Source organism: Streptomyces spiramyceticus, assembly GCF_028807635.1.
In the GTDB taxonomy this organism is placed as follows: domain Bacteria; phylum Actinomycetota; class Actinomycetes; order Streptomycetales; family Streptomycetaceae; genus Streptomyces; species Streptomyces spiramyceticus.
Genome location: NZ_JARBAX010000001.1, coordinates 841,615 through 865,338 on the forward strand (window position 1 = coordinate 841,615; position 23,724 = coordinate 865,338).

Annotated in this window: 21 protein-coding genes and 1 pseudogene; 6 read left to right on the top strand and 16 right to left on the bottom strand. The window is 70.5% G+C overall.

The window, feature by feature from the left end; all coding sequences use genetic code 11:
- Positions 1 to 3 precede the first annotated feature (3 nt).
- The 4 genes from PXH83_RS03765 to aroH all read right to left on the bottom strand — a co-directional run bounded on the left by PXH83_RS03765 (position 4) and on the right by aroH (position 2,955).
- Positions 4 to 591: a lysophospholipid acyltransferase family protein gene (locus PXH83_RS03765; protein WP_274562654.1), complete on the bottom strand. Its 588-nt coding sequence runs from the start codon at positions 589 to 591 to the stop codon at positions 4 to 6.
- Positions 592 to 644: 53 nt separating this feature from the next.
- Positions 645 to 1,352, bottom strand: a complete 708-nt coding sequence (cmk, locus tag PXH83_RS03770; RefSeq protein ID WP_274556611.1) for a (d)CMP kinase — start codon at positions 1,350 to 1,352, stop codon at positions 645 to 647.
- Positions 1,353 to 1,501: 149 nt separating this feature from the next.
- Positions 1,502 to 2,587 (bottom strand): prephenate dehydrogenase, encoded by a 1,086-nt coding sequence (locus PXH83_RS03775; protein WP_274556613.1) that lies wholly within the window; start codon positions 2,585 to 2,587, stop codon positions 1,502 to 1,504.
- Complete coding sequence (gene aroH / locus PXH83_RS03780) at positions 2,584 to 2,955, bottom strand: chorismate mutase (protein WP_274556615.1); 372 nt, start codon at positions 2,953 to 2,955, stop codon at positions 2,584 to 2,586. Before aroH ends, PXH83_RS03775 begins: the two co-directional genes overlap by 4 nt.
- Before the next feature lie 188 nt (positions 2,956 to 3,143).
- Between aroH and PXH83_RS03785 the strand changes: the two are divergent.
- The 4 genes and pseudogenes from PXH83_RS03785 to PXH83_RS03800 all read left to right on the top strand — a co-directional run.
- A pseudogene (locus tag PXH83_RS03785) lies at positions 3,144 to 3,482 on the top strand (hypothetical protein); the annotation flags it as partial.
- Positions 3,483 to 3,510: 28 nt separating this feature from the next.
- The gene (locus tag PXH83_RS03790) at positions 3,511 to 4,098 is read left to right on the top strand and encodes a DUF6529 family protein (RefSeq protein WP_274556617.1); all 588 of its coding nucleotides are present in this window, start codon (positions 3,511 to 3,513) and stop codon (positions 4,096 to 4,098) included.
- 10 nt (positions 4,099 to 4,108) lie between these two features.
- Entirely contained in the window at positions 4,109 to 4,588 is a 480-nt protein-coding gene (locus tag PXH83_RS03795) for a Rieske (2Fe-2S) protein (RefSeq protein ID WP_274556619.1), read from the top strand.
- A 19-nt stretch (positions 4,589 to 4,607) separates the two neighbouring features.
- Positions 4,608 to 5,309 (top strand): nucleotidyltransferase domain-containing protein, encoded by a 702-nt coding sequence (locus PXH83_RS03800; protein WP_274556622.1) that lies wholly within the window; start codon positions 4,608 to 4,610, stop codon positions 5,307 to 5,309.
- Positions 5,310 to 5,363: 54 nt separating this feature from the next.
- Here PXH83_RS03800 and PXH83_RS03805 read toward each other — a convergent pair whose 3' ends face one another.
- From PXH83_RS03805 to PXH83_RS03855, 11 genes are all read right to left on the bottom strand, one after another.
- A complete protein-coding gene (locus tag PXH83_RS03805; RefSeq protein WP_274556627.1) occupies positions 5,364 to 6,365 on the bottom strand; it encodes an ADP-ribosylglycohydrolase family protein in 1,002 nt (333 codons plus the stop codon).
- Entirely contained in the window at positions 6,362 to 7,099 is a 738-nt protein-coding gene (locus tag PXH83_RS03810; protein WP_274556629.1) for an NUDIX hydrolase, read from the bottom strand. Before PXH83_RS03810 ends, PXH83_RS03805 begins: the two co-directional genes overlap by 4 nt.
- Positions 7,100 to 7,343: 244 nt before the next feature.
- Positions 7,344 to 8,615 (bottom strand): pseudouridine synthase, encoded by a 1,272-nt coding sequence (locus tag PXH83_RS03815; RefSeq protein ID WP_274556631.1) that lies wholly within the window; start codon positions 8,613 to 8,615, stop codon positions 7,344 to 7,346.
- Positions 8,615 to 9,256, bottom strand: a complete 642-nt coding sequence (gene scpB / locus PXH83_RS03820; RefSeq protein ID WP_274556632.1) for an SMC-Scp complex subunit ScpB — start codon at positions 9,254 to 9,256, stop codon at positions 8,615 to 8,617. Before scpB ends, PXH83_RS03815 begins: the two co-directional genes overlap by 1 nt.
- Positions 9,253 to 10,422: a segregation and condensation protein A gene (locus tag PXH83_RS03825; protein WP_274556634.1), complete on the bottom strand. Its 1,170-nt coding sequence runs from the start codon at positions 10,420 to 10,422 to the stop codon at positions 9,253 to 9,255. The genes scpB and PXH83_RS03825 overlap by 4 nt, the downstream gene beginning before the upstream one ends.
- A gap of 59 nt (positions 10,423 to 10,481) precedes the next feature.
- Positions 10,482 to 11,105, bottom strand: a complete 624-nt coding sequence (locus tag PXH83_RS03830; RefSeq protein ID WP_420803208.1) for a hypothetical protein — start codon at positions 11,103 to 11,105, stop codon at positions 10,482 to 10,484.
- Positions 11,102 to 12,223: a ParA family protein gene (locus PXH83_RS03835; RefSeq protein ID WP_274556638.1), complete on the bottom strand. Its 1,122-nt coding sequence runs from the start codon at positions 12,221 to 12,223 to the stop codon at positions 11,102 to 11,104. Before PXH83_RS03835 ends, PXH83_RS03830 begins: the two co-directional genes overlap by 4 nt.
- Positions 12,224 to 12,604: 381 nt before the next feature.
- Complete coding sequence (ald, locus tag PXH83_RS03840) at positions 12,605 to 13,720, bottom strand: alanine dehydrogenase (RefSeq protein WP_274562655.1); 1,116 nt, start codon at positions 13,718 to 13,720, stop codon at positions 12,605 to 12,607.
- Positions 13,721 to 13,866: 146 nt separating this feature from the next.
- A complete protein-coding gene (locus PXH83_RS03845; protein ID WP_274556640.1) occupies positions 13,867 to 15,906 on the bottom strand; it encodes a tetratricopeptide repeat protein in 2,040 nt (679 codons plus the stop codon).
- Positions 15,907 to 16,062: 156 nt separating this feature from the next.
- The gene (locus PXH83_RS03850; RefSeq protein WP_214922490.1) at positions 16,063 to 16,689 is read right to left on the bottom strand and encodes an NUDIX domain-containing protein; all 627 of its coding nucleotides are present in this window, start codon (positions 16,687 to 16,689) and stop codon (positions 16,063 to 16,065) included.
- A gap of 78 nt (positions 16,690 to 16,767) precedes the next feature.
- Entirely contained in the window at positions 16,768 to 18,432 is a 1,665-nt protein-coding gene (locus tag PXH83_RS03855; RefSeq protein WP_274556645.1) for a CTP synthase, read from the bottom strand.
- A gap of 413 nt (positions 18,433 to 18,845) precedes the next feature.
- Between PXH83_RS03855 and PXH83_RS03860 the strand changes: the two genes are divergently transcribed.
- On the top strand, positions 18,846 to 20,648 hold the full coding sequence (locus PXH83_RS03860; RefSeq protein WP_274556647.1) for a glycoside hydrolase family 15 protein: 1,803 nt from the start codon (positions 18,846 to 18,848) through the stop codon (positions 20,646 to 20,648).
- A 115-nt stretch (positions 20,649 to 20,763) separates the two neighbouring features.
- The gene (locus PXH83_RS03865) at positions 20,764 to 22,155 is read left to right on the top strand and encodes an FAD-binding oxidoreductase (protein ID WP_274556650.1); all 1,392 of its coding nucleotides are present in this window, start codon (positions 20,764 to 20,766) and stop codon (positions 22,153 to 22,155) included.
- Positions 22,156 to 22,415: 260 nt separating this feature from the next.
- On the opposite strand, the gene PXH83_RS03870 is transcribed toward PXH83_RS03865, so the two are convergent.
- Complete coding sequence (locus tag PXH83_RS03870; protein ID WP_274556652.1) at positions 22,416 to 23,717, bottom strand: flavin monoamine oxidase family protein; 1,302 nt, start codon at positions 23,715 to 23,717, stop codon at positions 22,416 to 22,418.
- Positions 23,718 to 23,724 lie beyond the last annotated feature (7 nt).

A 23,724-nucleotide genomic window follows, 5' to 3' on the forward strand; every position in this document is an offset into this window, starting at 1 on the left:
CGCTCAGCGCCCGGTGAAGCGCTTGGCACCTTCCAGGTGGGCGGTCAGCCGCTCCTGGATGCGCACGGTGGCCTCGTCCAGCGCCTTCCGGGTGCGCCGTCCGCTGCCGTCGCCCGCCTCGAACGGGTCCCCGAACACGACGTCCACGCGGCTGCGCAGCGGCGGCAGCCCCGATATCAGCCGCCCGCGGCGGTCCGTACTTCCCAGCACCGCCACGGGGACGATCGGTGCGCCACTGCGTACGGCGAAGTACGAGAGGCCGGCCCGCAGCGAGGCGAAGTCGCCCTCGCCCCTGGTGCCCTCGGGGAAGATCCCGAGCACTCCGCCGTCCGCCAGCACACCCAGTGCGTTCGAAATCGCCGTACGGTCGGCGGTCGCACGGTCCACCTTCAGCTGCCCGATTCCGCGAAGGAACGGGTCGAGGGGGCCGACGAACGCCTCTTTCTTGATCAGGAAATGCACCGGCCGAGGGGCGGTCCCCATCAGCATGGGCCCGTCGATCATGTGCGAGTGATTCACGGCAAGGATCACCGGACCACTCGCGGGCACCCGCCACGCACCCAGCACACGGGGCTTCCAGAGCCCGTACATCAGCCCGATGCCGATGCCCCGTCCGACCGCCGCACCGCGCAAGGTCGGTGCGGTCACTTCGTGACCCGCTTCTCCTCGACAAGGGTAACGACGCACTCGATGACCTGCTGCAGCGTCAGCTCGGTGGTGTCCACCTCGACCGCGTCGTCCGCCTTGGCGAGCGGCGACGTCTTGCGGCTGGAGTCGGCCGCGTCCCGCTTGATCAGGGCTTCCCTGGTCGCGCTGACGTCGGCGCCCTTGAGCTCACCGCTGCGGCGGGCGGCGCGGGCCTCGGGCGAAGCCGTCAGGAAGATCTTGAGGTCCGCGTCCGGCAGGACGGTCGTACCGATGTCGCGCCCCTCCACGACGATGCCGGCCTCGGCACCCTTCGCGATGGAGCGCTGGAGCTCGGTGATGAGCCTACGCACCTCGGGCACGGCGCTGACGGCGCTCACCTTGGAGGTGACCTCCTGCGTACGGATCGGCCCGGAGGCGTCGACTCCGTCCACCGTTATGGTCGGAGCGGACGGGTCGGTGCCGGAGACGATCACGGGCTTGGCGGCGGCGTTCGCGACGGCGGCGGCGTCGTTGACGTCGATGCCGTTGCTCAGCATCCACCAGGTGATCGCCCGGTACTGGGCGCCGGTGTCCAGGTAGCTCAGGCCGAGCTTGTCGGCGACGGCCTTGGACGTGCTGGACTTGCCCGTGCCGGAGGGGCCGTCGATGGCGACAATCACTGCTGCCGGGGCGGTCCGGGCGGCGGTTTCCACGGTGTAGGACACCTTCCTGGTACACGGGCTGGGGCGGATGGGGGCCCGACGGGCCCCACACAAGGTTACCGAGTCCCAGCCACCCTCCTCGACGCCCCCGTATTCCGGGGAAAAAGCGCGGTCGTCCGGGGACAAAGCCCCGGTCGCCGAGCTACGCCGAGCTACTGGCGGATCGACCAGCCCAGCTCCCGCAGCGCCGCACTGAGCACCGGCGCTGTCGCCGGCTCCACCATCAGCTGGACCAGGCCCGCCTGCTGCCCTGTCGCGTGCTCGATGCGTACGTCCTCGATGTTGACGCCCGCACGCCCCGCGTCCGCGAAGATCCGGGCCAGCTCGCCGGGACGGTCGCTGATGAGGACGGCCACGATCTCGTACGTCGTCGGGGCGGCCCCGTGCTTGCCCGGCACCCGTACACGCCCCGCGTTTCCACGCCGCAGGACGTCCTCGATGCCGTCAGCGCCACCCCGCCGCTTTTCCTCGTCGGCGGACTGGAGCGACCGCAGCGCCTGGACCGTCTCGTCCAGGTCCGCGGCGACCCCGGCGAGGACGTCCGCGACGGGTCCCGGGTTCGCGGAAAGGATCTCGACCCACATGCGGGGGTCGGAGGCGGCGATCCGGGTGACGTCCCTGATGCCCTGGCCGCACAGCCGTACCGCTGTCTCGTCCGCGTCCTCCAGCCGCGCGGCGACCATCGACGAGACGAGCTGCGGGGTGTGGGAGACAAGTGCCACAGCACGGTCGTGTGCGTCCGCGTCCATGACGACCGGTACGGCGCCGCACAGGGCGACCAGTTCCAGGGCGAGGTTGAGCACCTCGGTGTCGGTGTCGCGGGTGGGGGTGAGGACCCAGGGGCGGCCCTCGAAGAGGTCGGCGGTCGCCGCGAGCGGGCCCGAACGCTCCTTGCCGGCCATCGGGTGCGTACCGATGTACGGCGTGAGGTCGCACCCCAGCGCCTCCAGCTCCCGGCGCGGCCCGCCCTTGACGCTGGCGACGTCGATGTACGCGCGGGCGACGCCGCGCCGCATGGCGTCCGCCAGCGTCGCGGCCACGTGCGCCGGCGGCACGGCGACGATCGCCAGGTCGACGGGGCCCTCGGGCTCCTCGTCGGTGCCGGCGCCGAGCGCGGCCGCGGTGCGGGCCTGTCCCGGGTCGTTGTCGGCGAGGTGAACGGTGACGCCCCGCCCGGTCAGGACAAGCGCCGCCGAGGTGCCGATCAGGCCGGTTCCGATGACGAGTGCGGTTCTCACTGGGCGATGTCCTTGCGGAGGGCGGCGGCAGCGCCGAGGTAGACGTGCGAGATCCCGGACTTGGGGAGGTCGGACTCGACGTGCGCGAGTATCCGTACGACGCGCGGCATGGCGCCCGCGATGTCCAGCTCCTGGGCGCAGATCAGCGGGACGTCGACTATCCCGATCTTGCGGGCGGCGGCGGCCGGGAAGTCGCTGTGGAGGTCGGGGGTGGCCGTGAACCAGATGCTGATGAGGTCGTCGGGGGTGAGCCCGTTGCGCTCCAGCATGGCCGTGAGCAGCTCGACGACCTGCTCCTCCATGTGTCCGGCCTCGTCCCGCTCCAGCTGGACGGCCCCACGGACTGCTCGTACTGCTCGTCCTGCCACGGACCTGCTCCTCGTTTACGTACCTGCTCGGCGCCTGCTTGATTCAGCGTAGTTGGGCGGGGCGGGCCGGGCCTCGGCAAGCTCCGCTCCTGAGACGCCTGCCGGGACGCCCGGTACCGGGACGCCCGGCGGACGCCTACCGGTGGGACGCGTGCAGCGCGACGAGCATCCGCCAGACGCGCCCGGAGAACGTCGAGGACGACGGCACTATGCGGCTGACCGGCAAGGGCGGCTCCGAGCTCGACGGCACTCTGCGCGCCGGAAAGATCGACGGCACGGTCGACATCCACAAGCGGAAGTGGACGTTCACGGCCGACAAGGCCGTCAAGCCGTCGGGCCTCTACCGCGCGACGGCCGAGGTGCGCGGCGCCGACATCGACGGCGGCTGGATCGTCCTCCAGAACGGCAGGCAGGTCGGCATCCTCAACCGCGACGGCAAGCCGGCCGCCGCCCCCGAAATCGACCCGGCCACCGGGTCCGTGACCGTCGACGGGACCGGGCTCACCGCCCGCCCCGTCGTCCCCTGACGCCCGACTCCCAGGGAGTGTGTCCGTCATGAACGTGGACCCCACGGCCCCGACCGCGTCCTTCCCCGCCCAGCCGAACGGCCGCCACGGCCGCCCCGGCCCGGCCCGTTACCTGGTGCCCGCCCTGGTCGCGGGCGCCGTCGCGGTCGGCCTCGGCGCGTACGGAAAGGTCCACGACCCGGCCGGTACGGCGTTCAATCTGGCCGGTTTCAGCAGCACGGGCGCGGTCAAGTCCTGGCTGGCCACCGCCGCGATCGCCTTCGCGGTCGTCCAACTCCTCTCGGCCCTGGCGATGTACGGCCGCCTGCCGGGCGTAAGGGCCCCGTCCTGGACACCCGCCCTGCACCGCTGGTCGGGGCGGGCCGCCTTCCTCGTCGCTGTGCCTGTCGCCGTCCACTGCCTCTACGGATTGGGCTATCAGACGTACGACAGCCGCGTCATGTGGCATTCGCTTCTCGGGTGCTTCTTCTTCGGAGCCTTCAGCGCGAAGATGCTCCTGCTTCGTGCCGAGCGACTGCCGGGCTGGCTGCTGCCGATGGCCGGCGGGCTGGTCTTCACCGTGGTCTGGCTGACCTCGGCGCTCTGGTTCTTCCGCACCTTCGGTGTGACGACGTGAGGAGCACGTGATGGGCATGGGTACGAGCCGCCGGGCGGTCCTGTCGGCAGGAGCCGCCGCCGCGGGCGCCGCCCTGGTGGCGGGATGCAGCGAGTACGGCGACGAGGGCGGTGACAGCGCCGAAGAGCCTGCGCCTACCGCGTCGCCGCCCGCCGAGTCGCCCGACGGATCGTCACCGACGGCCGGGGAACCACCCGCCGACGGCAAGGAGCTGGCGAAAACGGCCGACATCCCGGTGGGCGGCGGCAAGATCTTCAAGGGCGAGAAGGTGGTGGTGACCCAGCCGGAGGCGGGCACCTTCAAGGCCTTCTCCGCGGTCTGCACCCATCAGGGGTGCACCGTGAGCAGCGTCGAGGACGGCACCATCAACTGCGCCTGCCACGGCAGCAAGTACCGCGTCGCCGACGCCTCCGTCGAGAACGGCCCGGCCACGAAGCCGCTCCCGGCGCGGCAGATCACCGTGGAAAGTAATTCGATCCGGCTCACCTGACTGCGGCACAATCCGGCGCATGACCCAGCCCGCCGTCCTGCCGACACCCGAAGATCTGGTACGCCACCACACCGTCTACTCCTGTGTGATGGGCTCGCGCGCCTTCGGGCTGGCGACGAACGGCAGCGACACCGACCGCCGCGGCATCTTTCTCGCGCCGACCGCGCTGTACTGGCGCTTCGAGAAGCCCCCGACCCATGTCGACGGGCCTGACGACGAGCAGTTCTCCTGGGAGTTGGAGCGCTTCTGCGAGCTGGCTCTGCGCGCCAACCCCAATGTCCTGGAGTGCCTGCACTCCCCGCTGGTCGAGCACATCGACGACACCGGCCGCGAACTCCTCGCCCTGCGCGAGGCGTTCCTCTCCCGCCAGGTCCACCAGACGTTCAGCGGTTACGCGACAAGCCAGCGCAGGAAGCTCGAAGCCGACGTCCGGCAGTACGGCGCCCCGCGCTGGAAGCACGCCATGCACCTGCTGCGGCTGCTCGGCAGCTGCCGCGATCTGCTGCGTACAGGCGAGCTGGTGACCGACGTCGGCGAGGACCGCGAGCCGCTGCTCGCCGTCAAGCGCGGCGAGGTGGAGTGGCCCGAGGTAGAGCGCAGGATGGACCGCCTGGCGGCGGAGGCCGACGCGGCCGCGGCGCAGAGCCCCCTGCCGCCCGAGCCGGACCGGGCACGGGTGGAGGACTTCCTGACCCGTACGAGGCGTGCGTCGGCCCGCTGACAGCCTCCTGGAGGCCTTCCGGGCGCCCTTCCAGGGCGTATCAGGCGCCCGAGGTCAGGCGTCCCACAGCGCCCCCAGCGTCAGCAGCTCGCTCCGGTACTCGACGCGCTCGGCCCACTCGGCCGGCCACGCCCCCGCACCCAGGTGCGCCCCCGCGAACGCCCCCGCCAGGCACGCGATCGAGTCCGAGTCGCCCTTCGTACAGGCGGCCCGGCGCAGCGCGGTGACCGGCTCCTCGGGGAAGAGCAAGAAGCAGAGCAGCGCCGTGGCCAGCGCCTCTTCGGCGATCCAGCCGTCACCGGTGGCCAGGCACGGATCGGTCTCCGGCGAAGGACTGCGCAGCGCCGAGGCGAGCCGTTCCAGTACGGCCAGGCACTCGTCCCAGCCGCGCGCCATGAAGTCCTCCGGCGAGGCGTCGTGGGCGTACGTCCACAGATCGCCGAGCCAGCGCTTGTGGTAGCGCGTGCGGTTCTCGTACGCGTACGAGCGGAGCAGCCCGACCAGACCGGTCGGCTCCCCGCCCTGCGCGAGCAGATACACGGCGTGGGCCGTCAGATCGCTCGCCGCCAGCGCCGTCGGATGCCCGTGGGTGAGCGCGGCCTGCAACTGCGCGGCTCCGGCGCGCTGTTCCTCGCTCAGTCCCGGTACGAGCCCGACGGGCGCGACCCGCATATTGGCGCCGCATCCCTTGGAACCGACCTGACTGGCCTGCTGCCAGGGCCGGTCGCTGTCCAGCAGCCCGCAGGCGTCGAGGCAGGTGTTTCCCGGCGCCCGGTTGTTGTCGGGCGAGTGATACCAGGTGACGAACTCCTTGCGCACCGACTGCGCGAGCCGCTGCGGCTCCACCACACCCCGGTCGGACGTCTCGCGTATCCCCCGCCCCAGGGCGAGCGTCATCTGTGTGTCGTCCGTGACGATCGCGGGCCTCGGCAGCTCCATCTCCCGCCACGGCCCGCACTTGGCGAGAATCGAAGGTACGTCGTTGAACTCGGTCGGGAAGCCCAGCGCGTCCCCGAGCGCGAGTCCCGTCAGAGAACCGGTCGCTGCCTGCTTCATACGGATCGTCCTTCCGGGCGCAGAAGTGGTGGGTGCAGAGTGGCGGCGTTTCCCGCCCGGTAGACGGCGGCGGGTTTTCCCCGCCCTCCCGTACGCCGGGGCGGCCCTTCCACCGGCTCCACGAAGCCGGGCGAGGCGAGCACCTTGCGCCGGAAGTTGGGCCGGTCGAGCTCGACGCCCCACACCGTCTCGTACACCTGCTGGAGCTCCCCGAGCGTGAATTCGGGTGGGCAGAAGGCCGTGGCCAGACAGGTGTATTCCAGCTTGGCGCCGATGCGTTCGCGCGCGTCGGCGAGGATCCGCGCATGGTCGAAGGCGAGCGTCGGCGGCGCGTCGGCGGGCATCCACTGCGCGTGCGCCGCGTCGCCGCCGCCGCGCGGCTCCGGCAGGTCGGGTACGAGCGCGGCGTACGCGACGGAGACGACGCGCATCCGCGGGTCGCGGTCCGGTTCGCTGTACGTACGGAGCTGTTCCAGGTGGAGGGCTGCGGCGGACTCGTCGGACAGGCCGGTCTCCTCCGCCAGTTCGCGCCGGGCGGCCAGCTCCGCGGACTCCCGGGGCAGTACGAAGCCGCCGGGCAGCGCCCATGCCCCGGCGTAGGGGTCCTGCCCGCGCCGGATCAGCAGGACGTGCAGGCGGCCTTCCCTGACGGTGAAGACGGCAAGATCGACGGTGACGGCGAAGGGCTCGAAGGCGCTGGGGTCGTAACCATCGGGTGGCTGCGGGGCGTTCACTGGGACTCACCTCGATTCAGCTCGCAAGGCGGTCCGGGGCGCCCCCGACCGGCTCACGGAGCCTGATCCACCCCCGTGGGTCCAGGTCCACCGGTCGTAGGGAGGCGCCCACCGCCCCCTTAATGGTCACTATGACTATAAATGCAAAAGCGCCCGCACCACAAGCGAAAAAGCCCCCGGCCGGTTCCTGTACGTACAGGAACCGGCCGGGGGCCTTGCAGAGGGGCGACGGCTAGGACACGCCCTACAGGCCGACTTCCTTCATCAGCATGCCGACCTCGGTGTTGGTGAGGCGGCGCAGCCAGCCGGACTTCTGGTCACCCAGCGGGATCGGCCCGAAGGACGTCCGCACGAGCCGCTCGACCGGGAAGCCGGCCTCGGCCAGCATGCGGCGGACGATGTGCTTGCGGCCCTCGTGGAGGGTCACCTCGACCAGGTAGTTCTTGCCGGTGTTCTCGACGACCCGGAAGTGGTCGGCGCGGGCGTACCCGTCCTCCAGCGCGATGCCGTCCTTGAGCCGCTTGCCCAGGTCGCGCGGGAGCGGTCCCTGGATGGCGGCGAGGTAGGTCTTCTTCACGCCGTACTTGGGGTGGGTGAGACGGTGAGCCAGCTCGCCGTGGTTGGTGAGCAGGATGATGCCCTCGGTCTCGGTGTCCAGCCGGCCCACGTGGAAGAGACGCGTCTCACGGTTGTTGACGTAGTCGTTGAGGTTCTGGCGGCCGTCCGGGTCGCCCATCGTGGCGACGACGCCGGCCGGCTTGTTGAGCGCGAAGAAGAGGTGCGACTGGGTGGCGACCGTCAGGCCGTCGACCTTGACCTCGTCCTTGTGCACGTCGACGCGGCGGCCCTGCTCGGTCACGATCTCGCCGTTGACCTCGACGCGGGCCTGCTCGATGAGCTCCTCGCAGGCACGCCGCGAGCCCATGCCGGCACGGGCGAGGACCTTCTGCAGGCGCTCCCCCTCCTGCTCGGCGCCGGGGAACGTCTTGGGCGTCTTCACCTGCGGCTTGCTGTGCCGCTCGCGTACGCGCTCCTCAAGCTTGGCATCGAGCTCGCGCGGCCGGGAAGGGGCGCTCTGCGGGCCACGGCGCAGACCAGGGGTCCTGAAACCGCCCTGCGGGGCCTTGGGGCCGCCCTTGGCGCCACCGCGCGCGGACGCACCACGGCTGCCGGCGCCCGAGGCACCTGTGGCACCGCTGCCGCCGCGCCCTGCACCACTGCCACCACGACCTGCACCGGCGCCGCTGCCACTACGACCTGCACCGGCGCCGCCGCGACCGGCGCCGCTGCCACCACGACCGGCGCCGCTGCCGCCGCGTCCCGCGCCCGCGCCACTGCCGTCGCGGGCGCCGGGGGCGTCACGGCCGACGTCGTAACGGCGCTCCTCCGGACGGGGACGGTCCGGACGCTCGGAGCGCTTCTGCTTGTCGTCGCGCCCCTTGCCCGTGCCCCGCTGGTTCCGGTCGTTGCCGCTTCCGCTGTTCCTGCCGCTGTTCCTGCCGCTGCTGCTTCGCATCAAAATTCCGTCTTGTCGTCGTCTGCGTCGGTGTCCGGGGCGTCCGGATCGAACGACGGCACACCCTCTTGCGTCTCAGCCTCGATCGCGTCCGCCTCTGGGAGGAATGGCGCGAGCTCAGGGAGCTCGTCCAGGCCACGCAGGCCCATCCGCTCCAGAAAGTAGTTCGTCGTCCTGTACAGGATCGCACCTGTTTCGGGTTCCGTGCCCGCCTCCCCGACCAGACCGCGCTGGAGGAGGGTCCGCATCACGCCGTCGCAGTTCACGCCGCGCACGGCCGAGACCCGCGATCGGCTCACCGGCTGGCGGTACGCGACGACGGCGAGCGTCTCCAGGGCGGCCTGGGTGAGGCGGGCCTGCTGCCCGTCCAGTACGAAGCTCTCGACGGCCGCGGCATACTCCGCCCGCGAATAGAACCGCCACCCCCCGGCCACCAGCCGCAGCTCGAACCCCCGCCCCTGTACGGCGTACTCGTCGGCCAGCTCGCGCAGGGCATCGGCGACGGCCCTGCGGGGCCGCTCCAGCACCTTGGCGAGGTGTTCTTCGGTGGCGGGCTCGTCGACGACCATGAGGACCGCCTCCAGGGCGGGCCTGAGGCCGAGATCCGCGACCGCAAGGGGCTCGCTCACGGGCTCGCTCACGCTGTCTCCTCCACCGGTTGATCGAACTCGTCCGTGACGAGACTCGACGGGGGGCCCGCCGCCTCGCCGCCGGTCCACCGCACCATGAGCTCGCCCAGGGCCTGCTCCTGGTCCAGGCTGACGGCCTTCTCGCGATAGAGCTCAAGCAGCGCCAGGAACCGGGCGACAACGGTCAGGGTGTCGGCGGCGTCCTCGGTGAGCACCTGGAAACTCGCCTCGCCCATCTCCCGCAGCCGCGCCACGACCACCTCGGCCTGCTCCCGTACGGACACGAGAGGCGCATGGATGTGGTCCACGTACACCTGCGGCTCGGCCCTGGGCTGCATCGCCTTCACGGCGAGCTTGGCGAAGCCGTCCGGGCCGATGCTGATGACGACCTCGGGGAGCAGGGCCGCGTGGTGCGGTTCGAGCCCCACGGTACGCGGATACCGCCGCGCTTCGGCGTCGAGCCGCCTGCTGAAGATGTCGGCGATCTGCTTGTACGCGCGGTACTGGAGCAGCCGCGCGAACAGCAGGTCCCGGGCCTCCAGCAGCGCGAGATCCCCCTCGTCCTCGACCTCGGCGGCGGGCAGCAGCCGGGCGGCCTTGAGGTCGAGGAGGGTGGCGGCCACGACGAGGAACTCGGTGGTCTGATCAAGATCCCAGTCGGGCCCCATGGCGCGGATGTGCGCCATGAACTCGTCGGTGACCTTGGACAGGGCGACCTCGGTGACGTCGAGCTTGTGCTTCGAGATGAGCTGAAGCAGCAGATCGAAGGGCCCTTCGAAGTTCACCAGCCGAACGGTGAACCGCCCGTCACCGACTGGCGGGGCCGAAGTCGCATCCGGAGGGCCCACGACCGCCGCTCCGAAGGACCCGGCGAACCGGGGGGCCGGATCCGGTACAGGCGCCGCTCCGGAGGAGCCGGTGTCAGGGGGGTCCGGGGGTTCGCTCCCGGTTTCGGGAAGGGGCGGGGTGGGGGAAAGCTCGCCCAGCCCGACGGCCACCGCCTCGACGGGTGCGGCCACCGCCTCGACCGGTGCGGCCGCAGGAACGTCCGGGGCCGCCGGGACCGCCTCGTCCGGCACCTGCGGCGACGCCGTAGCGCGACGTGCCGTGCCCGGCCCGCGCCCCAGGCGTCGGCGTGGGGCGCCGGCAGGGCGGGCGGGATCGTCAGTGGGCGGCATCGCGGTCCAGTGTGCGGGAAAGACGGGCAGGGGCAGCGCGCAGGCTACCGCCGAGCCGGTCAGCGCCCGCGCAGGCGCCGTACGAGAATGCTCGCGTCGCCGCGCGACTCCAGGTCCGCGAGGACGACGGCGACCGCTTCGCGGACGATCCGTCCGCGGTCGACGGCGAGCCCGTGCTCACCGCGCAGCACGAGCCGCGCGTGTTCGAGGTCCATCAGTTCCTCGGCCGAGACGTAGACCGTGATCTTCTCGTCGTGGCGTTCGCGGCCGCTGGGCCTGCGGTTCGCCCCACGGCTGCCGCGCCGTCGCGGCTGAGCACCGGCCGGCTGTCCGGCGGAACGCTGCTGGGAGGGCTGGCCCTCCTGCTGGCCACGGGCCTTGGCGGCGGCCGCCTGGTCGCCGTCGGCGGACCGGCTGCGATGCCCCCCGGCTTCCGCGTCGGCGGCGGCATGCTCCGCCCCCTCACCGGAAGCGGAACCGGAACCGGACCCGGACGCAGCATCCGAACTCGCACCAGCAGAAGCCGACGCACCGTCCGACTGCCCCGCACCCGCGGGGTCACTCTCCCCCGCCGGCCCCGGCACGCGCGCGTCGCCATTGACGGGCGGCCGTCGCGGAGAGGACGACTGCAGCGCCATCCCCCCGGTCGTGCGGAACAGCTCGTCGGCCCCCGGCAGACTCACTCGGCGTGACACCGGGCGAGCACCTCCCTGGCGAGCTGACGATAGGCGGCTGCGCCGACCGAGTTGGAGGCGTACGTCGTGATCGGCTCACCGGCGACCGTGGTCTCCGGGAAGCGGACGGTACGTCCGATCACCGTGTGGTAGACGTGCTCGTCGAAGGCCTCGACGACCCGCGCGAGGACCTCACGGCTGTGCACCGTACGGGAGTCGTACATCGTGGCGAGGATGCCGTCGAGTTCCAGGTCGGGGTTGAGCCGCTCCTGGACCTTCTCGATCGTCTCGGTCAGCAGCGCCACGCCGCGCAGCGCGAAGAACTCGCACTCAAGCGGCACGATGACCTTGTGAGCCGCCGTCAGGGCGTTCACGGTCAGCAGACCGAGCGAAGGCTGACAGTCGATCACGATGTAGTCGTAGTCGGCCAGCAGAGGCTTGAGCGCCCGCTGAAGTGTCGACTCGCGGGCGACCTCGCTGACCAGCTGGACCTCGGCCGCCGACAAGTCGATATTGCTCGGCAGCAGGTCCATGTTGGGGACCGCGGTCTTGAGGAGCACCTCGTCGGCCGACATGCCCCGCTCCATGAGCAGGTTGTAGACCGTGAGGTCGAGCTCCATCGGGTTCACGCCGAGACCGACCGACAGGGCTCCCTGCGGGTCGAAGTCGACGAGAAGGACCCGTCGCCCGTACTCCGCGAGAGCCGCACCCAGGTTGATGGTCGACGTCGTCTTGCCGACGCCGCCCTTCTGGTTGCACATGGCGATGATCTTCGCGGGGCCGTGGTCGGTCAGCGGGCCCGGGATCGGGAAGTACGGCAGCGGCCGTCCGGTCGGGCCGATCCGCTCGCGGCGCTGGCGGGCAGCGTCGGGGGCGAGGGTGGCCGCGTACTCGGGGTCGGGCTCGTATTCGGCATCGGGATCGTAGAAGTGCCCCTCGGGCACCTCGTCGAAGTCGGCGAAGCGGGTGGTGGACTTGTCCCCACTCTTGTCGCCGGCCATGGCGTTCACGTGTAGGCCGTCCATGCTCTGGTGGGCTGTCGTCATGTGCTGATGGGTGGCGAAGGTGCGGACAGCGACGGAGCCGACAGCTTCGAGCCCCGATGGGCCCCGGCCCCGCGCAGGCATTCCTGGTTGACCACCCCCGGGAGTAAATGTCGACTCATTCACAAGTCGTCTTACCTCCTTGGACGTGACCAGGAAACTTATCGATAGGTCAGCGTGGCACCATGCCGACGGTTGGCGACTCTATGGCGTGTCACCGGTCCGCAGCAACACAATCCGCCGGACCCGGCCCGATGTGTCGGCAATGGAACACCCCGATGTCAAGGGTGCGCGGACGCAAATGAGGGGCAGACACCGCGCGTTTCGCAGGTACGCGAAACGGTTAAAGTGTTACGTTCACGGCGAGTTGAGCGAGGCCCCGGAAGGGGCCGGACACACATCCGGCCGGACCTTGCTCGACAAGGTCCGGCCAGTTGCGTGAGGTTGACGACGTCGGTTGACGGGTCAGCCGAGAAGCGAGCTCAGTTCGAGGTGCGCCAGACCGTGGGCCTCGGCGACCTCACGGTAAACGACCTGGCCGTCATGGGTGTTGAGGCCCTTGGCGAGCGACGCGTCGCGGCGCAGCGCCTCGACCCAGCCGCGGTTCGCGAGCTCCACGATGTACGGCAGCGTGGCGTTCGTCAGCGCGTACGTCGAGGTGTTCGGGACGGCGCCCGGCATGTTCGCGACGCAGTAGAAGACCGAGTTGTGGACGTTGAACGTCGGCTCGGCGTGCGTCGTCGGGTGCGAGTCCTCGAAGCAGCCGCCCTGATCGATTGCAATGTCGACAAGGACACTTCCGGGCTTCATCTTGGCGACGAGCTCGTTCGTGACCAGCTTCGGCGCCTTGGCGCCGGGGATCAGAACCGCGCCGATGACGAGGTCGGCCTCGACGACGGCCTTCTCCAGCTCGAAGGCGTTGGAGACGATCGTCTTCACCTTGGTGCCGAAGACCTTGTCGGCCTCGCGCAGCTTGTTGATGTCACGGTCGAGCAGGGTCACGTGGAAGCCCATGCCGACGGCGATCTGCGTGGCGTTCCAGCCGGAGACGCCGCCGCCGATGACGACGGCCTCGCCGGCCGCCGTGCCCGGGACGCCGCCCGGCAGCACACCGCGGCCGCCGACCGAGCGCATCAGGTGGTACGCGCCGACCTGCGGGGCCAGGCGGCCCGCGACCTCGGACATCGGGGCGAGCAGCGGCAGCGCGCGGTTGGCGGTCTCCACCGTCTCGTACGCGATGGCCGTGGTGCCGGACTCCAGGAGGGCGTCCGTGCACTCGCGGGACGCGGCGAGGTGCAGGTAAGTGAAAAGTGTCTGGTCCTTGCGGAGGCGGTGGTACTCCTCGGCAATGGGCTCCTTGACCTTCAGCAGCAGGTCAGCGGTGGCCCAGACCTCGTCGGCCGTGGAAAGGATCTGCGCTCCGGCGGCGACGTACTCACCGTCCGTGATCGAAGATCCGACGCCGGCGTTCTGCTCGACGAAGACCTGGTGGCCGTGGCGCACGAGCTCGTGCACGCCTGCGGGGGTGATGGCCACCCGGAACTCGTTGTTCTTGACCTCGCGGGGGATGCCGACCTTCACGTCGATCACGGTCCTTGGCTCAGGGGGAATAAATGGGTCATTGCCATACATACCCAGGTACGCACGGCACACCCGGGCAACACCGCAGCATGGCGCGGCAGAGCCAGTCTAATGAAGGATTTCCCGCTGTCTAGCCTTACAAAGCATCAATCTCTCGGCGAAGTACTGCGGATTTCGTAGGCGGAACCCTCCTCTCCCAAGAGTGTTTCCGCAGCGCTCCTGTGCACCTCGGCCGCCGCCGGGTCGCCCAGCCGGTCGAGCGTGTCCGCGAGCCGCAACTCCAGTGCCCCCTGCAGCCGTACGTCCTCAGCCTGGCGCGCGCATTCCACGGCTTCCTGGCAGGTGCGCAGCGATTCGTGCGGCCGTCCCGCGTACTCCTGCACACGGGCCACTTCGCTCAACGCCCTTGCGTGGCCCGCCAGATCACCGAGCCTGCGGTGTCCGGCCGCGGCGGCCCGCCAGTGGCGAAGGCCCTCGCCGTACCGGCCCGCATAGGTGTGCACGCTCCCGAGCCGCCCGTACAGCCGCGCTGCGTCCTCGCGTTCACCGCGCGCGAGCCGCTGTTCCAGGGCCCGTCCGTACCAGTCGGAGGCGCGCTGCCAGTCCCCCATTTCCTGGTAGGTCCCGCCTACGGATTCCATCGCACGACCGGTCGCATACGCGTCGGCGGCCGCCCGGCCGGCGTCCAGCGCGGCCCGGTATCGGGTCAGCGCCTCCTGCATACGTCCGGTCCGGGCGTCCAGATCGGCAAGATTCAGCAGCGCGGCGGCCTGCTCCCGGTGCAGACCGTGCCGCTCGGCCACGCCCAGTACGAGCCGGTGCAGCCCGTACAGATCGGGAGCGGCGGCCTCGGCGCCCCGGTGCGCGGCCAGTGCCCGTACCAGCGCGGCCACCAGGCGCCGGGCCAGCGTGTCCAGATCACCGTCCTCGACCGCGATACGGGCGGAGGCGAGCAGCGCGGGCTGCCGGATCCGCAGCCATTCGGCGCCCTCCGGGGCATTGGAGAAGCGCAGCGCGCGCGGCAGTCCCGCCAGTTTCTTGCGGGCCGGGGAGCCGTCGGGCTCGGTGATCGCCCGGCAGGACTGGAGCTGGCGTACAGTCCGCTCCAGCATCCTGGCCCGGGCCAGCTGGACCTCGGTGGGCCGGTCCCGGTTCTCCATGAGCGCCTTCATCATGGGCGCGAGACAGCCGGGCACCTCGTACTGCCGCCCGCTCTTCCTCCTCAGCAGGCCGAACGCGGCGAAGTCGTCCAGTGCCGACTTGGCCCCGGAGACCGAGCAGCCGGCCAGGGCGGACGCGGTGTGCGCGTCCACGAGACCGGCGGGCGCCAGGGACAGCAGGCGCAGCATGCGCGCGGTGGGCTGCGAGAGGGATTCGTACACGAACCGGAAGACGCGGGCCAGCGGCCTGGCGCCGGTGGGCTGCTCCGGTCCGGCCGGCATGTCGTGCAGCCGCTTGGTCACATCGGCGACCGATGCATTGGGCCTGGCCGCCAGCCACCCGCCGACCAGTGTCAGCGCGGCGGGCTGTCCCCCGCACTCCTCGGCGAGCGCGTGGGCCGCCGTGGGGTCGACCGTGATCCTGACCTCGCCCGTGGAGCGACCGAGCAGCGCGACGGCGGAGGCGGTGTCCAGGCCGCCGATCGTGCAGGGCCGGACGTCGGGGATGCCGGTGAGCGGGCCCTGGGCCGTGGCGACGACCAGGCAGTCCGGGTTGTCGGGCAGCAGCGGGTCGACCTGCTCGGCGTCGACGGCGTCGTCGAGGACCAGCAGGTGGCGGCGTACGGCGAGTGCGTCGCGGACCATTGCGGACAGCTCGTCCTCACCGGCTCCCGGCGGGGACGCGATGCCCAGGTTGTCGAGCAGCTCGCGGGCGGTGCGGTCAGTGGGGACGCGTTCGCCGCCCGGGTCGGTGAGCCGGGCGTGCAGGATCCCGTCGGGGTAGTCACCGGCGAGGCCGGCGGCGAGTTCCCCGGCGAGGGCGGTGCGCCCCGAGCCGGGGCGGCCCGCGATCAGCAGCACGCGGGCCCTCGGCGCCTTGCGGCCGGCGAGGGTGTCGAGTCCCGCCCGTTCGATGTCGGCCCGCAGCGCCTTCAACTCGCGTTCTCTGCCGAAGAATTCACCCGTCGCCCACCCTGCCGCGGAACCCGCAGCCGTGCCGCTGGTGTCCACCGCCTGATCCGTCACGGGCCACGCTCCCGTCCGCCTGCGCACAAGCCCGCCGCGACTGCGGTCGGGGGCTTCGAGCGTAGTTCACGCTCTGCTACGAACCGGGCAGAGCAGGGCGGGCGCATCCCCCGATCGGATCAAGGGATTTTCAGACGACCGTTCCGGGTGTGACGGCTACGCGTCGAAGGGCCGGGCCGGCCACGGGTCATCGGCCGGACGCAGCGCGTCGACCCCGTCGCCCGCGAGTGCGGCGGAGAGCGCGAGGGCGCCCACGACCAGGCAGGTGTTGTGCAACTCGCCCGCCAGCACGCCCCGTACGAGTTCCGCGAGCGGCACCCGGGCGTGCTCCATGTCGGCCTCTTCCTCCTCGACGACGAAGCGCTCGCCCTCCACCGCGGAGAGATCGCGGGCGAAGAAGATCCGTACAGCCTCGTCACAGCCGCCGGGCGTCGGGTAGACGTCGGCCAGCACCCGCCAGTCCTCGGCCTTGACGTGCGCCTCTTCGTAGAGTTCGCGCTGCGCGGCGGCCAGCGGGTTCTCGCCCGGTACGTCGAGCAGGCCGGCCGGGATCTCCCAGAGCTTGTGGCGCACGGGGTGCCGGTACTGACGGATGACCAGGACGCGGTCGTTCTCGTCGAGGGCGAGTACGGCCACCGAGCCGGGGTGGACCTGGTAGTCGCGGCTCACCACACTGCCGTCGGGCATGACCACGTCGTCCGTGCGGACACTCGTCTTGTTGCCCGTGAAGGGGGTCGCGGTCGAGGTGACCTGCCACTCCTCGGGGGTGTCCTTGATGGCCATGAAAACGTCCTCCCAAAAAGCAGAAACCGGGGTACGGACCCCCAAAGGGCCGTACCCCGGCAACCGTATCTCCTGCTCCTACTTGCTGGTCCTGCCCACACCCTGCTGACGCTCGACGGCCGCCTTGACCAGGCCCGCGAAGAGCGGGTGGGGGCGGGTCGGGCGGGAGCGGAGCTCCGGGTGCGCCTGGGTGGCGACCAGGTAGGGGTGGACCTCGCGCGGGTACTCGACGTACTCGACGAGCTTGTTGTCCGGGGATGTGCCGGAGAAGACCAGGCCGGCCTTCTTCTCCAGCTCCGCGCGATAGGCGTTGTTCACCTCGTAGCGGTGGCGGTGGCGCTCGTCGACGTAGGGCTGGTCGCCGTAGACCTCACGGACGATCGAGCCCTCGGCGAGCTTCGCCGGGTAGAGGCCGAGGCGCATGGTGCCGCCCAGGTCGCCCGCGCCCTCGACGTACGCAAGCTGCTCCTCCATGGTGGAGATCACCGGGTGGGCGGTCGCGGCGTCGAACTCGGTGGAGTTGGCGTCCGGGATGTCGGCCAGGTTCCTGGCGGCCTCGATCACGATGCACTGCAGGCCCAGGCACAGGCCCAGCAGCGGGACCTTGTTCTCGCGGGCGTACTGGATCGCGCCGACCTTGCCGGACACGCCGCGGTCACCGAACCCGCCGGGGATCAGGATCGCGTCGCAGTCGGCGAGCTGGTTCTTGGCACCGGCCTGGGTCTTGCAGTCGTCGGAGGCGACCCACTTGACCTTGACCCGGGCCTTGTTCGCGAAGCCGCCGGCCCGCATCGCCTCGGTCACCGAAAGGTAGGCGTCGGGCAGGTCGATGTACTTGCCGACGAGCGCGACGGTGACCTCGTGGTCGGGGTTGTGGACGCGGTCCAGCAGGTCCTCCCACTGGGTCCAGTTCACGTCGCGGAACGGCAGGTCGAGCTTGCGCACGACGTAGGCGTCCAGGCCCTCGGTGTGCAGCACCTTGGGGATGTCGTAGATCGACTTGGCGTCGATCGCGGCGACCACTGCGGCCTCGTCGACGTCGCACATCAGCGAGATCTTGCGCTTGATCGAGGTCGGCACCTCACGGTCGGCGCGCAGCACGATCGCGTCCGGCTGGATACCGATGTTGCGCAGGGCCGCGACCGAGTGCTGGGTCGGCTTGGTCTTGAGCTCGCCGGACGGGCCGATGTAGGGCAGCAGCGAGATGTGCACCACGAAGACGTTGTCGCGGCCGACCTCGTGGCGGACCTGGCGGACCGTCTCCAGGAACGGCAGCGACTCGATGTCGCCGACCGTGCCGCCGACCTCGGTGATGACGACATCGACGTCGTCGGTCGCCATGCGGCGGATACGGTGCTTGATCTCGTTGGTGATGTGCGGGATGACCTGCACCGTGTCACCGAGGTACTCGCCGCGCCGCTCTTTGGCGATCACTGTGGAGTACACCTGGCCGGTGGTGACGTTGGCCGAGCCGTCGAGGTCGACGTCGAGGAAGCGCTCGTAGTGGCCGATGTCCAGGTCGGTCTCGGCGCCGTCGTTGGTGACGAACACCTCGCCGTGCTGGAACGGGTTCATCGTCCCCGGGTCGACGTTCAGGTACGGGTCCAGCTTCTGCATCGTGACCCGCAGGCCCCGCGCCTTGAGCAGCGCACCCAGACTGGAGGCCGTCAGGCCCTTACCGAGGGAGGAGGCGACACCCCCGGTGACGAAGATGTGCTTGGTCGTCATGGATTTGGGCGGCATCGCCAAGAGGGGGCTCCCGTGGTCGCGAGGTGAGGTGCGTACCGGCGTCCTGCCCGGATTCGGGAGGTGCCGTCGCTGCGGTTCGGGGGCCGAACTGATGCCACAGCCGCCCACCGGTCCACGGGGTACCAGGGTATCAGCGACAGGGCGAGGCCGCTTCCGGCCACGCGCCACGTGCCGCGCCCCCTTTCACCTGCGAGTCACCCTTCGTCCACTCGTTCGGCCGACCCGCGTTGCCAAGACCGTCGCGCAATCCATCGACGTTGCGTCGTATCCTGCTCAGACACATCGCTGCGAGCCGGCCGGCGAAGGCACCATCCCAGCCCGCTCCCGGGACCAAGAGCTCGTCGAAGATCCCCTGACCGCAGCCGCCCCGTCCGGGGTGGATGTGGCCGTTCGACTGGAGATTGCACGTGGCCGGGCGCATCGAGGACTACGCACTCATCGGAGACATGCAGACAGCGGCACTGGTCTGCAGGGACGGCACGGTCGACTGGCTGTGCCTTCCCCGCTTCGACTCCCACGCCGTGTTCGCCGGGCTTCTCGGCACCGAGGAACACGGCTTCTGGCGCATCGGGCCCGTACACGCGGCCGACGCGGGGCCGCCTGCGGCTGCCCGCCGCAGCTATCGCGGGGACTCCCTGATCCTCGAATCGGAGTGGGACACCCGGTACGGCACGGTCAGAGTGACCGATTTCATGCCGCCGCGTGACGGCGCTCCGCAGCTGATCCGGATTGTCGAGGGTCTCAGCGGCCGGGTGCGGATGCGGTCCTCGCTGCGGATGCGCTTCAGCTACGGGCGTGTGACGCCCTGGGTCCACAAGGTCGACTCGCGCACGGTCGCCGTCGCGGGGCCGGACTCGGTGTGGCTGGACACGGAGGCCGAGACCCACGGCAAGGACCTCACGACGTACTCCGACTTCACCGTCGCACCCGGTGACCGGGTCACATTCACGATCAGCTGGCAGCCCTCGCACAAGGAGCCCCCGCCGGCGGCCGACCCCACCGCCTCGCTGGAGGCGACCGCCCACTTCTGGCGCGAGTGGGTCGAGCAGTGCACGTACCACGGCCCCTACCGCGAGGCCGTCGTCCGCTCGCTGATCACGCTCAAGGCGCTGACGTACGCCCCGACGGGCGGCATCGTCGCCGCGCCGACCACGTCGCTGCCCGAGGACATCGGCGGCGTACGGAACTGGGACTACCGCTACACCTGGCTGCGCGACGCCGCGATCACCCTCTCCTCGCTGCTGCGCACCGGCTACCGCGAAGAAGCCCGTGCTTGGCGCGAGTGGCTGCTGCGCGCGGTCGCCGGCGACCCCGAGAACCTGCAGATCATGTACGGGATCGCGGGCGAACGGGAGCTCGGCGAGGCCGAACTGGACTGGCTGCCCGGCTACGAGAACTCCAGCCCCGTCCGGGTCGGCAACGGCGCCGCGCACCAGCTCCAGCTGGATGTGTACGGCGAGGTCACGGAGGCCCTGCATCTGGCGCACATGACGGGCCTGGCCCGCAACGACTACGCGGCCCTCCTCCAGCTGAAGCTGATCCACTACCTGAAGACCCACTGGGACCAGCCCGACGAGGGCATCTGGGAAGTGCGCGGCCCGCGCCGCCACTTCGTGCACTCCAAGGTGATGGCCTGGGTCGCGGTCGACCGCACGATCAAGCTGATCGAGATGGGCGACGCGGACGGGCCGCTGGAGGAGTGGCGCGAACTGCGCGACGAGATCCACCGCGACGTGTGCGAGAAGGGCTACGACAAGGAGCGCAACACCTTCACCCAGTCCTACGGGTCGACGGAGCTGGACGCCTCCCTGCTGCTCATTCCGCAGATGGGCTTCCTGCCGCCCGACGACAAGCGGGTCATCGGCACCATTGAGGCGATCCAGCGCGAACTGTCCACGGAGGACGGCTTCGTACTGCGCTACCCGACCGTCGGTGAGGACGCGGGCGTGGACGGTCTGGAGGGCGACGAGGGCGCGTTCCTGGCGTGTTCCTTCTGGCTCGCCGACGACCTGGCCATGATCGGGCGGGTCGACGAGGCCCGCAAGCTCTTCGAGAAGCTGCTGGGACTGCGGAACGACCTGGGACTGCTCGCCGAGGAGTGGGACTCCAGGCTCCAGCGCCAGGTCGGCAACTTCCCGCAGGCGTTCAGCCACGTGCCCCTGATCGACACGGCACTGCGGCTGACGGCGAGCGGCGCGTACGGAGGCTAGGGCTCTGGGTCGCGGGGCCCGGCGAGCCGCCCGGGGCGGGACCGTTCGACGCGTCGTCGGCCCCCTCCCCGGGCTACGCTGAAAATGTCCTGTCGCCCCTTGGAAGGGGGGCATCATGGCTCCCCACAGCTTGAAGGACACGGCTCTGGCCGGCTTCCGGGAGGACCTGACCGGCGATGTCCTCGTCCCGGACGACCCGGGCTACGACGAGGCCCGGACGGTGTTCAACGCCATGATCGACCGGCGCCCGGCGGTGATCGCCCAGTGCGCGTCGGAAGAGGATGTGGCCCTGGCGATCCGCTTCGGCCGTGACCACGAGCTCCCGATCGCGGTCCGCGGCGGCGGCCACAGCGTCGCGGGCATGGCGCTCAACGACGGCGGCCTGGTCGTGGACCTGCGCCGGATGAACACGGCGGAAGTGGATCGCGAGGTCCGCACGGTGTATCTCGGCGGCGGCGCCACGATCAGTGACATGGACCGGGCCACACAGCCGTACGGCCTGGCGACCACCGGCGGCCGGGCATCCACCACGGGCGTCGGCGGCTTCACGCTGGGCGGTGGCTCGGGCTGGCTGGAGCGCCGGTGCGGGCTGGCCTGCGACAGTCTGGTCTCCGTCGACCTGGTGACGGCCAACGGCGATTTCGTGCACGCGAGCGGGGACGAGAACCCCGAGCTGTTCTGGGCCCTGCACGGCGGTGGCGGCAACTTCGGGGTGGCCACGGCGATGACGCTGAGGCTGTACCCGCTGCCGTCCTTCGCCATCGTTCTGCTGCTGTATCCGCCGGAAGCCGGCACCGACGTGATCCGTACGTACCGGGACCTCATGGAATCCGCACCGGATGACGCCGGAGGCGGGGCCCTCTATCTGACCGCACCGCCCGAGGAGTACGTACCGGAACACCTGGTCGGTCAGCTCCTGTGCGGAGCGCTGGTGACGTACGCGGGCACCGAGGCACAAGCGCGCGCAGTGGCCAAGCCGCTGCTCGACATCGCGCACGTGGCGGAGGTGATCACCGAGCTGCCCTACGCCGACTTCCAGTGCATGCTCGACGACCCGCCCGGGCTGCGGAACTACTGGTCCGCCGAGTACCTCGACGCGTTCCCGGACGAGGCCGTGGACCTGTTCTGCAACCGCGCGGCCGACATGATCGTCCCTTCGAACAGCCAGCATGTGCTGTTCCCGTTGGGTGGCGCGGTGGCGCGGAGCGGTACGGACTATCCGGTGCCCTGGCGCGGGGCGCCGTGGGCCGTCCATCCGTTCGGGCTCTGGGAGAACGCGTCGGACGACGAGCGCGGGAAGAAGTGGGTCCGTGATTTCCGCGCGGACGTCCAGCCGTGGTCCACGGGCGCCGTCTACCTCAACTTCATCGGCCGGGAGGGCGGGGAACGGGTCGTCGCCGGCTTCGGCGCCGGCAACTACCGGCGCCTCGCCGCGGTCAAGGCCCAGTACGACCCCGACAACGTCTTCCGGCTGAACCACAACATCGAACCCGCACAGGAGCCCTAACCGAGGGCGGTGATCACCTCCCGCGCGGCGCGCTCCCCCTCGGTGGCGCCGCCCCAGCCAAGCTGCGTACGGAGGCCCCTTGGTCCCGTTACGGCGGCAAGTTACGCATTCGGCCCCGCCGTCACGCTTCTCCGTACTACCTTTGGTGCCCTGCCTACGGGCAGCGGTCAGGGCTTGGCCGTCACGAGGGTCCATGCACCTGAGTGAGAAGCCCCTCGCATGCGCGAAGGGGAGGAGTCACGAAGCCCTGGAAGTCGTCGTCACCGCGACTCTTGTAACCAGGGGTTGGGGCGCGGGCCGAAAACTTGCGCCGAGCTGGATGAGGATTCCGCCCGCGTCACACTGGACCGGGCGGTGTCCCAGGTCTGCTGGACGTCGCTGTCGGTGAAGCAGTCACCCGCCGAAACGCCCGGCCAGGCGCCTTCGCCACGCCACGACCGCGAGGTGAACTGCATATTGAGCTTGGTGCAGTGGCCCATACGGGCATCACGCACCAGGTTCGTCATGAGCGGGTCGAAGCCGGCGGAGGACAGATCGAAGCGCTGGAGGACGGGCAGCGGGACGCACAGGACGGTGTGGTCGGCAGTGACGGTGGTCGTGGTGCCCGCGTCGGTGAAGGTAAGGGTCTGGGTGCCATTGGCATTGGCCCTTACCGCCGTAAGCTGTTTGCCCATCTGGAGCGTGCCTGCGGGCAGGGATTGCGCGATGGCGCGCGGGAGCTGATCGTTGCCGCCGGTGATGTGGTAGCGCTCGTTGGACAGGCCCCAGACGTTGAAGTGGCCCGGGTTGGGCTGGTAGCCCATCAGCAGGACCAGGGCGAGGGCGGACTGTTCGGTGGTGTCCGCGCCGTACTCGACGTTGTACGCGACGTCCATGAAGCGGCCCAGCGGTGAGGCGTGCCCGCCCGGGACGCGCGAGTCGATCCACTCGTAGATCGACATGTTGTCGAGGGCGGTGCCGGTCGGGGTCGTCCGGTTCCACTTCACCTCGCCGGCTTCCTGGAGGTCGCGGTGGAGCGCCTGGAAGACGGCCTTGAAGTCCTCGTCGGCCTGTTCGCGCGGGTAGTACGCACCGTTGAACCAGAGCACCTCCTCGGCGCCGTTCGGTCCTCCGCCGAGGAAGTCCTCGACCGGCAGACCGAAGCGGCGGCACAGCTCCAGCATCTTCTTGTGACTGGTGTCGATCAGCTCCCCGCCGATCTCGGAGGTCTGGCCGTACGCCCAGTGGTCACGCTGGGTCCACATCCGGCCGCCGACACGGTCCGGACTCGCCTCGTAGAGCGTGCAGTTCAGGCCCGCGTCCTTGAGGGTGAGGGCGGCGGTGAGTCCCGCTATGCCCGCGCCGACCACGGCGATTCTGGGCGCGGCCGCTCGTACGACGGCCTGGGCGGGTGCGGCTGCGGTGCCGGCAAGGGCGGTGCCGAGGCCGAGGGCCGCGGCACGGCCCAGCAGTTCCCGACGGGTGGACCCGCGGACCTCTGCGGCGGGCATCCGCAGCCTGCGGGCGGCGGCGTGCTCTGCGGCGAGCCGGCGCAGTGCGTGCATCGTGTTCGTACGGGACATGGGGACG